General features: G+C 72.1%; 13 protein-coding genes and 1 pseudogene. 5 read left to right on the top strand and 9 right to left on the bottom strand.

Going from position 1 to position 14,466, the window contains the following annotated elements; all coding sequences use genetic code 11:
• Window positions 1-364: pseudogene (locus ACFFNX_RS24285) on the top strand (hypothetical protein); the annotation flags it as partial.
• A gap of 102 nt (window positions 365-466) precedes the next feature.
• Entirely contained in the window at window positions 467-1,651 is a 1,185-nt protein-coding gene (locus ACFFNX_RS24280) for an MFS transporter (protein WP_378206544.1), read from the top strand.
• Window positions 1,652-1,679: 28 nt separating this feature from the next.
• Here ACFFNX_RS24280 and ACFFNX_RS24275 read toward each other — a convergent pair whose 3' ends face one another.
• From ACFFNX_RS24275 to ACFFNX_RS24240, 8 genes are all read right to left on the bottom strand, one after another.
• Window positions 1,680-2,810 (bottom strand): epoxide hydrolase family protein, encoded by a 1,131-nt coding sequence (locus tag ACFFNX_RS24275; RefSeq protein WP_378206541.1) that lies wholly within the window; start codon window positions 2,808-2,810, stop codon window positions 1,680-1,682.
• Window positions 2,811-2,966: 156 nt separating this feature from the next.
• Entirely contained in the window at window positions 2,967-3,821 is an 855-nt protein-coding gene (gene htpX, locus ACFFNX_RS24270; protein WP_378206538.1) for a zinc metalloprotease HtpX, read from the bottom strand.
• A 60-nt stretch (window positions 3,822-3,881) separates the two neighbouring features.
• The gene (locus ACFFNX_RS24265; RefSeq protein WP_378206535.1) at window positions 3,882-5,321 is read right to left on the bottom strand and encodes an NADH-quinone oxidoreductase subunit N; all 1,440 of its coding nucleotides are present in this window, start codon (window positions 5,319-5,321) and stop codon (window positions 3,882-3,884) included.
• A 64-nt stretch (window positions 5,322-5,385) separates the two neighbouring features.
• Window positions 5,386-6,918 (bottom strand): complex I subunit 4 family protein, encoded by a 1,533-nt coding sequence (locus ACFFNX_RS24260; protein WP_378206532.1) that lies wholly within the window; start codon window positions 6,916-6,918, stop codon window positions 5,386-5,388.
• A complete protein-coding gene (locus ACFFNX_RS24255) occupies window positions 6,915-8,894 on the bottom strand; it encodes an NADH-quinone oxidoreductase subunit 5 family protein (RefSeq protein ID WP_378206528.1) in 1,980 nt (659 codons plus the stop codon). The genes ACFFNX_RS24260 and ACFFNX_RS24255 overlap by 4 nt, the downstream gene beginning before the upstream one ends.
• Entirely contained in the window at window positions 8,891-9,223 is a 333-nt protein-coding gene (gene nuoK, locus ACFFNX_RS24250) for an NADH-quinone oxidoreductase subunit NuoK (protein ID WP_378206525.1), read from the bottom strand. Before nuoK ends, ACFFNX_RS24255 begins: the two co-directional genes overlap by 4 nt.
• A 2-nt stretch (window positions 9,224-9,225) precedes the next feature.
• Window positions 9,226-9,873 (bottom strand): NADH-quinone oxidoreductase subunit J family protein, encoded by a 648-nt coding sequence (locus tag ACFFNX_RS24245; RefSeq protein WP_378206522.1) that lies wholly within the window; start codon window positions 9,871-9,873, stop codon window positions 9,226-9,228.
• Window positions 9,870-10,334 (bottom strand): 4Fe-4S binding protein, encoded by a 465-nt coding sequence (locus tag ACFFNX_RS24240; protein WP_378206519.1) that lies wholly within the window; start codon window positions 10,332-10,334, stop codon window positions 9,870-9,872. The genes ACFFNX_RS24245 and ACFFNX_RS24240 overlap by 4 nt, the downstream gene beginning before the upstream one ends.
• 284 nt (window positions 10,335-10,618) lie before the next feature.
• Between ACFFNX_RS24240 and ACFFNX_RS24235 the strand changes: the two genes are divergently transcribed.
• From ACFFNX_RS24235 to ACFFNX_RS24225, 3 genes are all read left to right on the top strand, one after another.
• The gene (locus ACFFNX_RS24235; protein WP_378206516.1) at window positions 10,619-11,272 is read left to right on the top strand and encodes a ComEA family DNA-binding protein; all 654 of its coding nucleotides are present in this window, start codon (window positions 10,619-10,621) and stop codon (window positions 11,270-11,272) included.
• Window positions 11,273-11,493: 221 nt separating this feature from the next.
• The gene (locus ACFFNX_RS24230) at window positions 11,494-12,723 is read left to right on the top strand and encodes a sensor histidine kinase (RefSeq protein ID WP_378206513.1); all 1,230 of its coding nucleotides are present in this window, start codon (window positions 11,494-11,496) and stop codon (window positions 12,721-12,723) included.
• Window positions 12,724-12,731: 8 nt separating this feature from the next.
• Window positions 12,732-13,370, top strand: coding sequence for a LuxR C-terminal-related transcriptional regulator (locus ACFFNX_RS24225; protein WP_378206510.1), 639 nt, complete (start codon window positions 12,732-12,734; stop codon window positions 13,368-13,370).
• On the opposite strand, the gene nuoH is transcribed toward ACFFNX_RS24225, so the two are convergent.
• The gene (gene nuoH / locus ACFFNX_RS24220; RefSeq protein ID WP_378206507.1) at window positions 13,367-14,332 is read right to left on the bottom strand and encodes an NADH-quinone oxidoreductase subunit NuoH; all 966 of its coding nucleotides are present in this window, start codon (window positions 14,330-14,332) and stop codon (window positions 13,367-13,369) included. The two genes, ACFFNX_RS24225 and nuoH, sit on opposite strands and share 4 nt — an antisense overlap.
• Window positions 14,333-14,466 lie beyond the last annotated feature (134 nt).

Below are 14,466 nucleotides of genomic sequence, written 5' to 3'. Positions count from 1 at the left end.
GAAGGACCTGGACCTGGCCGGACCGGGCCGCCCCGCCAACGCCGACCTCGCGCTCGTCCCCCGGCATCCGCGGACCGGTGAGACCTGGCCGCACGCGGGAGGGACGGTGCCGCTGGCCGCCGAGGTCTGGGCCTACCTCGCCCGCCACCACGACCGCAGACCCGTTCCCGGGGCGGGACGGCTGCCCGATGACGCCCGGCGGGACGACCCGCCCCCGCTGCTGCCGTCCACGCGTTTCCGGCCCGACCGGCGCGTCTTCCTCCAGACGCTGGCGCGGCTGCCCGAGGTCCGCGAGCCGTGGCTGCGCGCGATCCACGACCGCGTACGGAACCGCGCCCACGATCGCACGGACCCGTTCTGGTGACGGACGCCACCGGGGCGTGCCGATGGCCCGCCCAGACCGGCGTTGGGCATACCGTTGATTACCCCCGCACTAGGGCAGTTTCCCCCATTTCAAGGACGCGCTTTGATCCTGTCCGGGACCGCCCCCTCGCCCGCGCGGGTACGGGCCGCCACCCGCGCCACATACATCGCCTTCTTCGGAACCGGCGTCTCGTTCGCCAGCTGGGCCGCGCGCATTCCCCAGGTCCGGGACCGGCTGCGCCTGGAGCCCTCCGAGCTCGGGCTCCTGCTGCTCGCCATCGCGGCGGGGTCGGTGCTGTCCCTGCCGCTGTCCGGGCCGGTGCTCGCCCGCCTCGGGTCGCGCCGCATGGTCTCCGCGATGGCCCTGCTCCTGTCCGCCGGGCTGGTGATCGTCTCCTTCGGCTACCTGGTCGGCGTGCCGCCGGTCGTCGGCGGGCTGTTCCTGATCGGCTTGGGCAACGGCGCGTGGGACGTCGCCATGAACGTCCAGGGCGCCCGCGTCGAACGTCTGCTGAACCGCTCGATCATGTCCCGGTTCCACGCCGGGTTCAGCCTGGGTACGGTCGCCGGGGCGGTCATCGGCGCCGGAATGGTCGCGCTGCGCGTCCCCGTCACCGCCCACCTGCTGGGTGTGGCGGTCGTCGTGGCGGCGGTGGTACCGCTCGCGGTCCGAGGGTTCGTGCCCGACCGGGACGACGACGCCGCGGAAGAGTCCGGCCGCGTCCGGAACGCCTGGGCCGAGCCCCGTACGCTGCTGATCGGGCTGTTCGTCCTCGCGTTCGCCTTCGCCGAGGGCACCGGAAACGACTGGATCAGCGTGGCGCTCATCGACGGCCACCACGCGGACGCCACCCTCGGCACGCTCGGGTTCGCGGCGTTCCTCGCGGCGATGACCGTCGGCCGGTGGGCCGGACCCGGCCTGCTCGACCGGTACGGGCGGGTCGCGGTGGTCCGGGCGATCTCTCTGCTGGCCGTCGCCGGGCTGCTGCTCTTCGTGTTCGGGCCGTCCACGCCGGTCGCCTTCGCCGGCGCGGTCCTGTGGGGCGCGGGCACCTCACTGGGCTTCCCGGTCGGGATGAGCGCCGGGTCCGACGACCCTGCCCGGGCGCCCGCGCGCGTCAGCGTGATCGCCTCGATCGGGTACGGCGCGTTCCTCGGCGGGCCACCGCTGATCGGGTTCCTCGGCCAGCGGTTCACCGTGTTGCGGGCGCTCACCGCGGTCGCCGTGCTGCTGGCGCTCGCCGCGCTGATCGCCGGGAACGTACGGCCGCTGCCGGACGGCGACTGATCGTCCAGTCCGGCCGCGGCGCTCCGGCTCAGCGGACCTTGGCGAAGAACCTTCCGATGTCGGCGGCGAGGTCGTCGGGGCGGTCCATGGCGATGAAGTGGTGACCGGCGGGGTTGTCCTCCGGCCAGTGGACGATGGTGTTGCCGCGTTCGGCGAGCCGGCGGATCCCGGGCGGCCCGCTGTACACCCCGGTGGGTACCGGCGTCTGGCCCTCCGGCCACGCCGAGGCGGCGCTGTCGTAGTAGGGCCACGACGAGGTTCCGAACGTCCCGGTGAGCCAGTAGAGCGTCAGGTTGGTCAGGAACAGGTCGCGGTCGATGGCCTCCTCCAGCGGCCTGCCGCCGGCGTTGAACTCGTGGAACTTCTGCAGCATCCAGGCCAGGGCCGCGACCGGTGAGTCGTGCCATCCGTAGGCGAAGGTCTGCGGCGCGGCGCGCAGGAGCGCGTGGTGGTCCACGCCGTTGGCCCAGTCCTGCTGCATCATCCGCGCGTACGCGGCCTGCTCCTCCTCACTCATCTCGGGGACGTCGGCCTCGGTGGGGAAGCCGAGCCCGCTGATGACGTACACGCCGGCCACGTGCTCCGGAGCGGCCTTGGCGACCTCCGGGGCGACGTACGCGCCCAGGTCGCCGCCCTGGGCTCCGTACCGGTCGTAGCCGAGGCGGCGCATCAGCTCCACCCAGGTTCGCGCCACGCGCGAGGGGGTCCAGCCCGTCTCGCGCGGCGGAGCGGAGAACCCGAACCCCGGTACCGACGGCGCCACCACGTGGAACGCCCGGCCGGGGTCACGGCCGTGGGCACGCGGGTCGGTGAGCGGGCCGATGAGCCGGATGAACTCCACGATCGAGTTCGGCCAGCCGTGGGTGAGGATCAGCGGAAGGGCGTCCGGCTCCGGTGAGCGGACCTGGAGGAAATGCACGTCCTGGCCGTCGATCTCGGTGGTGTACTGCGGGAACTCGTTCAGCTCCGCCTCGTGCCCGCGCCAGTCGTACTTCGTACGCCAGTGATCGGCCAGCTCCGCGACGAGGTCGGCGGGGACGCCGCGGCTACATCCGTCCCCGGGCGGCATCGACCTGGGCAGGCGGGTGCGCGCCAGCCGGTCGTCCAGGTCGTCAAGGTCGGCTTGGGGAATGTCGAGGCGAAAGGGCGTGATGCTCATGCGGTCACGCTAGAAACCGATCAGGCCGGTTCCTGACCTTTGTCCCCGCGGTCATCGGCTGCGGTCATCGGGCGGTGGACCGCCGCTGGCACGGATTGATGACGACGTGCACGCCAACCGCCATGGTCAGTACGCCTAGGAAGCGTCTCGCCGCGCTTATCGGCGGTAGCCGGCCATCTGCTCCAGGCGGGCGATGCGCTCGGCCGTCGGCGGGTGGGTGGAGAACAGGCGGACGATGCCCTCGCCGCGGAACGGGTTGGCGATCATGAGGTGGCTGACCGAGGCCAGGCGGCCGTCTTCGGGCAGCGGGAGTCGCCGTGTGCCGTGCTCGATCTTGCGCAGGGCCGAGGCGAGGGCCAGCGGGTCGCCGCAGAGCCGGGCGCCGGAGGAGTCCGCCTGGAACTCACGGGTGCGGCTGATGGCCAGTTGCACGATCGTCGCGGCGATCGGGCCGAGCAGCATCAGCAGCAGCGCGCCGAGGACGCCGCCCTCCTCGTCGTCGGAGTTGCCGAGCGGCAGGAACCACGCGAGGTTGGCGGCCCAGGTGACGACCGCGGCGAGCGCGCCGGCCACCGAGGAGATCAGGATGTCGCGGTTGTAGACGTGCGACAGCTCGTGGGCGAGCACGGCCCGCAGCTCGCGTTCGTCGAGGATCTCCAGGATGCCCATGGTGCAGCAGACCGCCGCGTTGCGCGGGTTACGGCCCGTGGCGAAGGCGTTGGGCGCCACCGTCGGTGAGACGTAGAGCCGTGGCATCGGCGCGCGGGCGGCCGTGGACAGCTCGCGCACGATGCGGTACATCACCGGCTGCTCGACCTCGCTGACCTGCCGGGCGCGCATGGCCGAAAGTGCGATGCGGTCGCTCGCGAAATAGGCGACACCATTGGTGATCAGCGCTATCGCGACCGCGACGGTCAGGCCGGTGCGTCCGCCGAGCGCGCCTCCGACGACAACGATCAGTGCCGACAGCGCGCCGAGCAGGACCGCCGTACGGACGCCGTTGAACCGCACCTTGAAAACCTCCCCAGGCTCCCGTTTATAAAACGGTCTGACCAGGAGAAATGTTCCCCCTTACGGGACGGCCAGCGCGGCCGCGTGGAGGACCAGCTCAGGAGCCGCCGACACGACGAGCGCTCCGGCCAGGGAGACCGCGATGGCGATGCCCCCCGAACGGCCGACGCGCACCGTCTCCGGCCGCTCAGCGGGAGCGAAGAGGCGTGCCGCCCAGCCCAGGTAGTAGTAAAGGCCGAGCACGGTGTTCACCGCCATGACCACGGCGAGCCAGGTCGCGGCGCCGCCGATCGCCGCCCTGAAGACGACCACCTTGGCGAACAGGCCCATGACGCCCGGCGGCAGGCCGGCCAGGCAGACGAGGAAGAACGCCAGGGCGATCGCGAGGCCCGGGTTGGCGCGGGCCAGGCCACGGTAGCCGTCGAGGTGGCGCCGGCCGCGCCGGGCGACGACGGTGACCACCCCGAAGGCGCCGATGTTCATGATCGCGTAGATGGCGACATACGCGGCCGTCGCCGTCATCCACTCGTGCGGCCGGACGCGGGTGCCGCCGGCCAGCGGCGCCAGCATGAAGCCCGACTGGGCCACCGACGACCAGGCGAGCAGGCGCACGACGTCGCGCTGGCGCAGGGCGAGCAGGTTGCCGAGCGTCATCGTGACCGCCGCCAGCACGCCGAGCAGCGGCCCCCAGGTGCCGCCGAGCGGCCAGAACCCGGCGGTGAGGACCAGCGTCAGGCCGGCGAACCCGCCCGCCTTCGACACGACCGACAGGAACGCCGCGACCGGCAGCGGCGCGCCCTGGTAGACGTCCGGCGCCCAGAAGTGGAAGGGCACCGCCGCGACTTTGAAGCCGAACCCGGCGATCACCGCGACGACGCCGACCGCGGCGACCGGCTTGAGGTCGGCCGGTACGCGCGCCAGCCCGGCGGCGACCCGGTCGAGGTGCATCGCGCCGGTCACGCCGTACACGAGGCTGATGCCGAACAGCGTCACCGCCGACGACACGACCGACACGAGGAAGAGCTTGAGCGCCGCCTCACTCGCCACGCCGTCGTGGCGGCGCAGGGCCACCAGCGCGAACACCGGCAGCGACAGGGTCTCCAGCGCGACGACGAGCGTGATCAGGTCACGGCCCGAGGCCAGCAGCAGTGCGCCGGTGACGGCGGCGAGCAGCAGGAAGTGGTACTCCCCGGCCGGCAGCGCCGAACGTCCGATCTCCCCGTGCGACAGCAGGACGACCACGAGCGCCGTCAGCAGCATGATCGCCTGGAAGAGCGTGGCGAAGTCGTCGGCGACGTAGGAGCAGGACCGGCCGGTGCAGAACGTCGTACGGCCGTGGCCGGGCACGAGCGCGACGGCCGCCGCGGCGAGGATGAGGACCGTCAGCAGACCGGTGACGCGCCGGGGCGTGCCGAACGCGTCGGCCATGAGCACCGCCACGGAGCCGACCGCGACGATCAGCGTCGGCAGGATCGCGAGGTAGTCGATCGCCTGGATCATGGATCCTCCTTCGTCGGAGGAGCGACCAGGGGAGCGCGTCCTTCGATTCCCTCGCTCCGCTCGGTCATTGGCCCCCCAGGAGCACGCGTACGGCGCCGTCGGTGAGGTCGAGGAGCGTCTTGGGCCACAGGCCGATGAACAGCGTGGCGGTGATGAGCGGGGTCCAGGCGAGCAGCTCGTGCGCGCGGACGTCGGCGAACCGCGTACGGACCCAGCGCTCGGCGACCGGGCCGTGGGTGACCCGGGAGAGCAGGCGCAGGAAGTACGCGGCGGTGAGGACCGCGCCGAGACCGCCCAGGGCCATGAACGTCACGTACGTCGCGCGCGGCAGCCCGGCGTGCGGCTGGTACGCGCCGAGCAGCGCGAGCATCTCGCCCCAGAACCCGGCCAGGCCCGGCAGGCCGAGGCTCGCCACCGCCGCGAACGTGAGGATGGAGGCGAGGTACGGCGCCTTGGCGAGCATGCCGCCGCCGAGGACGTCGAGGTCGCCGGTGCCGTACCGCTCCTTGACCGCGCCCGCGACGAAGAACAGCAGGCCGGTGATGAGTCCGTGCGCGATGTTGCCGAACAGCGCGGCGTTGACGCCGACCGGCGTGAGCGTCGCGATGCCGAGCAGCACGAAGCCCATGTGGCCGATCGAGGAGTAGGCGATCATGCGCTTGAGCTCGCGCTGGGCCAGGCAGGCGAGCGCGCCGTAGATGATCCCGATGACCGCGAGAAGGCCGAGCCAGGGGGCCAGGACCCGCGCGCCCTCCGGGACGTCCGGCACCGCGATGCGGACGAAGCCGTACGTGCCCATCTTCAGCAGGACGCCGGCGAGCAGGACCGAGCCGACGGTCGGCGCCTCGGTGTGCGCGTCCGGGAGCCAGGTGTGCAGCGGCCACATCGGCGTCTTGACCGCGAACCCGATGGCGACCAGGCCGAACGCGGCGAGCTGCACATTGTGCGACAGACCCGCGCCGTGGCGCGTGGCGAGCGTCGTCATGTCGAGCGTGTGGGCGTTCACCGCGATCAGCAGGATGCCGACGAGCAGGAAGCCGGAGCCGAGCAGGGTGTAGAGGATGAACTTGTTCGCCGCCGCCCGCGCGCGTTCGCGTGCCCCGGGCGATCCGCCCCAGTGCGCGATCACGAAGTACATCGGGATCAGGACGACCTCGAAGAAGACGAAGAACAGCACGAGGTCGAGCGAGACGAACGTGCCGAGCATGCCGACCTCGAGCAGCAGGATCAGCCCGATCAGCGCCCGCGGCGAGCCGGCGCCTTCGTCGGCGGCCGGCAGCACCCGCGCGGTGTAGACCATGCACAGGAACGTCAGCGCCGCGGTGAGCACGACGAGCGGCAGGGAGATGCCGTCGACGCCGAGGTGGAAGCGCAGGCCGATGGAGGCCGCCCACGTGCGGTCGAGGCCGAGCTGCGGGCCGCGCCGGCCGTAGTCGAACATCGCCGCCGCGACGACGGCCAGCACCAGCGTCACCGCCGAGAAGAACAGGCCGTGCAGCCGGGCCAGCCGGGTGAGCCGGGGCTGGCTTCCTCCGGGAGAGAACAGCGTGAGCAGAGCGCCCACGAACGGCACGACCAGCATCGCCGTGAGGATCATGTGAGCACCACCACCGCGAGAACGATGAGCACCACGCCCGCCAGGACCCCCGATATGTACGTCTGCGGGTTGCCGTTCTCGGTGCGGCGCAGCAGGCCGCCGAGCCACCGCGCGCCACGGCCGGTGCCCACGACGGCGGCGTCGACCGCCCGCTCGTCGGTGTGGACGACCATCTCCGCGAGCGCCACGACCGGGCGTACGACCAGGACGTCGTAGACGGCGTCGAGGCGGAATCCGTCGCGCAGCAGCGGGCGGGCCGGACCCAGCAGGCGCACCGGATCCAGCGCCGGGTCGCGGTTCCAGACCAGGAAGACCGCGCCACCGCCCGCGAGCACGAACAGCAGTGACACGAGCGCCATGCCGAGCTCGGGCCGCAGCTCGTCGCTGCCGAGCCCGAGGAAGCCGAGGACCAGCGCGGGGACGGCGAGCGCCGCCACGGGCCAGCGCATCAGCCCGGTCGCCTCGCCCGCGCCCGCGGCAGAGCGGCGTTCGCCGAAGAACGCCACGAGCCAGGTGCGGGTGGCGTACGCGGCGGTGACGGCGGCGGTGAGCAGCCCGGCGACGAGCACCAGCCAGCCCGTCCAGGGCGGAACGGCCGGACCGGCGTGGCCGCCCGCCGCCAGCGGGGAGTAGGCGAACCAGCCGAAGTCGCGCCTCGCCCCGGGCTGCCGTGCCGCGTGCCAGGCCTGGGAGAGGATGGTGTCCTTGCTGAAGAAGCCGCTCGCGGGCGGCACGCCGGCCAGGGCCGCGAAGCCGACCGTCATCGACCAGAACGTCACCGGCATGGCGTGGCGCAGGCCGCCCATGGCGGTCAGCATGTTCGAGCCGACCGCGACGATGACGCAGCCGGCGCCCAGGAACAGCAGCGCCTTGAACGCCCCGTGCGCCAGCAGGTGGAACAGCGCGCCGTCGCGGGTGCCGACCGCCAGGCCGCCGCCCATGTACGCGAGCTGGCTGATCGTGGAGTAGGCCAGGACGCGCTTCAGGTCGTCCTGGGCGAGGGCGGCCAGCGCGGCGCCGAGCATCGAGATCGCGGCGATGACCCCGAGGACGGCCAGTGTCGCCGGGGCGAACAGGAACGCCGGGTAGAGGCGGGCGACGACGTAGATGCCGGCCGCGACCATCGTGGCGGCGTGGATCAACGCGCTGACCGGGGTGGGGCCGGCCATGGCGTCCGGCAGCCAGGTGTGCAGCGGGAACTGGGCGCTCTTGCCCGCGACGCCGCAGAGCAGCAGGAGCGTGCCCGCGACGAGCGTGGTGTGCGACATCGAGGGCACGCGGCTCAGCACCGTGTGGATCTCGAAGGAGCGGGCGCCGAGGCCGAGGACGAAGATGCCGAACAGGAAGCCGACGTCGCCGAGGCGGGTCACCAGGAACGCCTTGACCGCCGCCTTGGAGGTCGCCCGGTCGTGCCAGTAGTGGCCGATCAGGAAGTAGGAGCAGACACCCATGACCTCCCAGCCGACGTACAGCGCCAGCAGGTCGCCCGACAGCACGACGAGGAGCATCGCCGCGGTGAACAGGCTGATGAACGCGGCGTAGGAGGAGTAGCGCGGGTCGTCGCGCATGTACGCGACCGAGTAGATCTGTACGGCCAGCGCGACGCAGCAGACCAGCAGGGCGACGACCGCAGCCGTGCCGTCGACCTCGAGGGACACGCCGAACGGGATCCCGCCGGTCCGTACGGTGGTGAGCGTGCCCGTGCGGGTCTGCGGGTGCTGCCACTGGACCACGGCGACCACCGCGGCCAGGACCGTGGAGGCCGCGACCGGCAGCACCGCGACCAGGGCCGGGCCGTTGGCGGGCAGCCGCCGGGCGAGGATCCGCGCCCGTGCCCGCTCCGTGCCCGGCGGGGCGCTCCGGCGGAGACGGCGGGCGAGCGGGGTCAGCAGGTGCGAGATGGTCGGCCCGAAGATCATGCCGATGAACGCGGCGGCGAACGGCAGCAGAACCGCGGCGGCCGCCAGGACGATCACTGGCGTGCTCCTTCTTCTTCTCTGTCCTCGTGGAGCGTGCGCAGACGGTCGACGTCGACCGTCTGGCGGTTGCGGTAGATCAGCAGGACGAGCGCGAGCCCGAGCCCGACCTCCGCGGCGGCCAGCACGATCACGAACAGCGTGTGCACCTGCCCGCCGTGCAGCCGGTCGGCCCAGCTCATGTCGAACACGACGAGGTTGAGGTTGACCGCGTTGAGCATGAGCTCGACGGACATGAGCACGAGGATCGCGTTGCGGCGGGCGAGCACGCCGTACACGCCCACCGAGAACAGGACCGCCGCGATGACGACCGGGTAGACGAGGTGCATCCTCAGACCCCCTCGTCTATTCGGGAGATCACGATCGTGTCCTCGTCGTCGGCGCCGCGCGGCTTCCGGCGCGCGAGCGGGCCGGGGGTGCGGCCGCGGGGACGCTCGGGCTGCGCGGGCTCGGGCTCCGGTTCGGCCTGCTGGGGGCCGATGTCGGAGCGGGAGAGCACGATCGCGCCGATGAGCGCGGCCAGCAGGAGCACGGACAGGGCCTCGAAGGGCAGCACCCAGGTCCGGAAGATCCCGGCGCCGATGACACTGGAGCTGCCGTTGCCGACCCTCGCCTTGAGCGGGAAGTAGGCGTCGCGGAAGCCGCGCACGAGCGTGGTGACGAGGACGACGGCGGTCGCGGCGGCGGTGATGAGCGCGACGATCCGGTTGCCCGAATCCAGGTCCTCCGAACGGCCGATCGGCGCCCGGGTCAGCATGATGCCGAACAGCAGCAGGACCACGACCGCCCCGACGTAGATCAGCACCTGCACCCAGGCGACGAACTCCGCGGCGAGGACGACGTACGAGGCCGCCAGCGCGCCGAAGGAGACGACGAGCCAGAGTGCGGCGTGCACGAGCTGGCGGGTGCTCACGACCATGACGCCGGAGCCGATGGCCACCACGCCGAGCGCCAGGATGACGATGTCGGCAGCGCTCACCGGGCCTTGCCCCCGCCCGTGGAGAGCCGGTCCTTGGGCAGCTCGCGGGGTGGTTCGGCGCCCTTGTCGTGCGCGGGCGGCGGGGGCACCGTCCACATCCATTCGCGCAGCCGCTCGCGTTCGTGGGTCAGCTCGGCGATGTCGTACTCGGCGTACTCGAACTCCGGCGACCAGAACAACGCGTCGAAGGGGCAGGCCTCGATGCAGATCCCGCAGTACATGCAGAGCGCGAAGTCGATGGCGAACCGGTCGAGGACGTTCCGCACCCGCGGCCGGCCGCCCTCGGGCGCGGGCAGCGTCTCCTTGTGGGAGTCGATGTAGATGCACCAGTCGGGGCACTCCCGGGCACACAGCATGCAGACGGTGCAGTTCTCCTCGAAGAGGGCGATGACGCCGCGGCTGCGTGGCGGCAGGTCGGGTTGAACCTCGGGGTACTGCCGCGTGATGGAACGGCGTGTCATCGTCCGCAGCGTGACCGCGAGGCCCTTTGCCAGACCGGATCCGGGAAAGCGTGCCACGGGTCACCATGATTGCTTATCCGTGCCCGTTGGCAAACCGGAGCCCGCCTCGTACGCCCCTTCGGTCACACATGATTCCGTGGCATGAGGGATCACACTGGGAGGACGGAAACCTCACGCCCGCCCGATCCGTCAGACAAAGCGTGAGTCACTTCCGGCCGGTGCCGCCGTACGATCGACGTATGGGCTGGCCCTCACCGTCGCCGCGGCCTCCGATGAGGCCGCCGATGGGTGTTCCCCAGCCGCCGTCGCCACCGTCGCAGGGCCTGGGCTGGGCGGTGGTTCCGCTGCTCACCGCCGGCTTCGGTGCCCCCGTGTCCTTCCTCTACGCCGCTCTGCGCCGCAGGTCACCCGCCCTCGGTGTCGCGGCGGCCGGGTACGGCGCCGGCGTGGTCGGCACGGTCCTCGGGTTCGGCTCCGGAAGTGTCGCCGGTATCGGGCTCGGGCTGTTGCTGTTCATCCTCACCTGGACGGTCGGCACGGCCCACGCGCTGATCGCCCGGCCGCGGATCTACCCCCGGCCCGACATGCGCGGCCAGATGAACGAGCAGGTCGTCGCCATGGCGCGGCAGCGGCGTTCGCTGCGGGATGCCGCGCGCAAGATCGTGGCCGAGGACCCCGTCCTCGCGCGTGAGCTGCGCATCGGCCGACCCGACCTGATGCCCCGGCAGTTCGACGACGGAGGTCTGATCGACGTGAACCACGTGCCGCCGGAGGTGCTGAGCCGGCTGCCCGGCCTGACGTACGAGATGGTCGACCGGATCATGCAGTCCCGTGGCCAGGGCGGCGGGTTCGTCTCCGCCGAGGAGGTCGCCGTGCGATGCGACCTGCCGCCGTCCGTCGTCTCCGACATCGCCGAGTACGCCGTGTTCGTCCGCTGACGGGTGGGGCTGACCCCACCCCCGCCTGCCCGTACTGGCACGATCGACCTGGTGGGGCCTGCACGCGAGCATTGGGGACATGAGGCCAGAGATGACCGCGACCGGCCACGCTTCGCCGTGGCGTCTGCCATGAGGCGGCTGCGAGGTCTGCTCGACCTGCCGATCATCGCGTGGCCGATCGCCGTGCTCGACCTCGGTCCGGCCCGCCGGCCGATCGGCCCATGAACTTCGCGACGATCCTGCGGGCGCCGGTCAGCCGCCGGGCCTGGGTTGAGCTCGCGTACGTGCTGGTCAGCACGCCGCTGGCCGCCCTCGGTTTCGGGTACGTGGTGGCGACGCTGGTGCTCGGCGCCGGTCTGGCCGTCACCGCCGCGGGGTTCCCGCTGCTGGCGGCCGGGCTGGTGGGGGCGCGGCGGATCGGCGGCCTGCACCGGTGGCTGGCCGGGCGGTTCCTCGGCGAGCGGATCGAGGCGCCCGCACGGCCGGTGGCCACGCCGGGGCCGCTCGGCCGGATGCAGGCGCGGCTCAGCGACACGGCCGGCTGGCGCACGATGGGCCACCTGCTGCTGAAGCTCCCCGTCGTCGCCCTCCAGGTGTACGTCCTCGCGCTCACCTGGGTCTGGGGCGTGATCCTGGTCACCCGCCCCCTGCAGAACGCGCTCGATCTCAACCAGGGCGCGCCTGGTTCGCACCCCCTGTTCGACAACGGCGCGCTCATGTTCGTCGGCGGGGTGGCCCTGCTGTTCCTGGCGCCGTGGGCCGTGCACGTGGCCACGATCCCCGACCGCATGCTGGCGCGATGGCTGCTCGGGCGGCGCGGGCTGCAGGAGCGCGTACGGGACCTGGAGGAGACGCGGGCGCGTGCCGTCGACGACGCGGCGGCCACTCTGCGCCGGATCGAACGCGACCTGCACGACGGCGCCCAGGTACGACTGATCGCGCTGACCATGCAGCTCACGATGGTGCGCGACGCCGTCGCCGACGACGCCGCACGCGCGCTCGTGGACACCGCGCGAGCCACCGCCAGGGAGGCCGTCGTGGAGTTGCGCGAACTCGTCCGCGGCATCCACCCGCCCTCGCTCGACCACGGTCTGGACACCGCCCTCACCACCCTCGCCGCGCGTTCCACGGTGCCGGTCGAGACGGAGATCGCCCTGTCGGCGCGGCCCACCGCCGCGATCGAGTCGATCGCCTACTTCTGCGCCGCCGAACTGCTCGCCAACGTCGCCAAGCACAGCGGCGCGACCCGGGTCCGGCTCTCCGTCGCCCAAGACGGCGACCGGCTGTGCCTGCGCGTCCACGATGACGGCCGCGGCGGGGCGGCGCCCGGTACCGGTTCGGGGCTGTCCGGCCTGCTCGACCGCGTTCGTACGGTGGACGGGCGGCTCGACGTCTCCAGCCCACCAGGTGGCCCTACCGTGGTCACCGTCGAACTTCCCTCGCACGCCTGAAAGCCACCATGCGCATTGTGATCGCCGACGACGCCGCCATCCTCCGTGACGGCCTGGCGCACCTGCTGACCGCACGCGGCCACGAGGTCGTCGCGGGCGTCGGCGACGCCGACGCGCTGCGCGCGGCGGTCGCCGAGCACCGTCCGGACGCCGCCGTCATCGACATCCGCATGCCGCCCACGCACACCGACGAGGGCCTGCGCGCCGCGATCGACCTGCGTCGCGACCATCCGGGCCTGGGCCTCCTGCTGTTCTCGCAGTACATCGAGACGCGCTTCGCCACCGACCTGCTCGCCGGGTCGCCGGCCGGGGTCGGCTACCTGCTGAAGGAGCGGGTCGGTGACATCGACGACTTCGTGGACGCGCTGCACCGCGTCGCCTCCGGCGGCACCGCCCTGGACCCGGAGGTCGTCGGGCACCTGCTGAACGCTGGCCGGGGCGGCGTGCGCTCCCTGACCCCGCGGGAACGCGAGGTGCTGGGCCTGATGGCCGAGGGCCGCACCAACGCGGCGATCGCCAAGACCCTCGTCGTCTCCGACCGCGCGGTGGAGAAGCACATCGCCAACATCTTCCTCAAGCTGGACCTGCCACCGTCCGGCGACGACCACCGCCGGGTCCTCGCCGTCCTGCGCTATTTGGGGATCTAGGCGATCGCGAGCTTGATCACGCCGGTGAGGGCGAGCTGGGCCAGGGCGAGCGGCACCAGGCCGGCCCAGGCGAGCTTTTGCAGCTGGTCCTCGCGCATGCGGGGGTAGCTGACACGGAGCCAGATGACGACGAACGCCAGGATCATCACCTTGATCAGCGTCCACAGCCAGCCGAGCTCGGTGTTCATCACCGGGCCCTTCCAGCCGCCGAGGAACAGCACGGTCGTCAGCGCCGACAGCACCACGATCCCGGCGTACTCGGCCAGCAGGAAGAACGCGAAACGCAGGCCGGTGTACTCGGTGTACGGGCCGAAGATGATCTCGCTGTCGGCCACCGGCATGTCGAACGGCGGACGGCGCAGCTCGGCGAGGCCGGCGATGAAGAACACCACGCCGCCGATCGCCTGCCAGGGCAGCCACCACCACTCCCAGTGGTCGACGATCCGCGAGAGGTTCAGCGTGCCCGCGGCCATCGCCACCGACGAGGCGGCCAGCACCATCGGCAGCTCGTACGACAGCAGCTGGGCGGCCACCCGCATGCCGCCGAGGAGGCTGTACTTGTTCGCGCTCGACCAGCCCGCCATCAGGGCGCCGAGCACCGCCACCCCGATCATGGCCAGGGCGAAGAACAGGCCCGGGTCGAGGGACACGCCCACCTGGCCGTGCGGTCCGACCGGGATCACGATGAGCACGACCAGGTACGGGATGAGCGCCACGGCCGGGGCGAGGCTGAAGATCCGGCGGTCGGCCTCGGCCGGGACGACGTCCTCCTTCTGGGCGAACTTCACGCCGTCCGCGACGAGCTGGGCCCACCCGTGGAAGCCCCCGGCGTACATCGGGCCGAGGCGGCCCTGCATGTGGGCCATCGCCTTGTGCTCGACCTGCCCGACGACCAACGGCAGCACGAGGAACGCCACCACGACCAGCACCAGCTTGATCGCGATGATCGCCAGGTCAGACATCGTCGCCACCCTCGATGCCGCGCTCGCGCCGCCGGCGCGGCGGGGGTTCCTCGGCGGCGGGTTCGTCGGCGGGGCGTTCCTCGGCGGCGGCCGCGCGTTTCCTGGCAGGTCGCTCCGCGGCCGCGCGTTTCCCG

It is taken from the genome of Actinoallomurus acaciae, from assembly GCF_042429965.1.
GTDB lineage: Bacteria > Actinomycetota > Actinomycetes > Streptosporangiales > Streptosporangiaceae > Actinoallomurus > Actinoallomurus acaciae.
The sequence above is the reverse complement of the archived record's forward strand: the minus strand, read 5'-3'. Positions and strand labels throughout refer to the sequence as shown.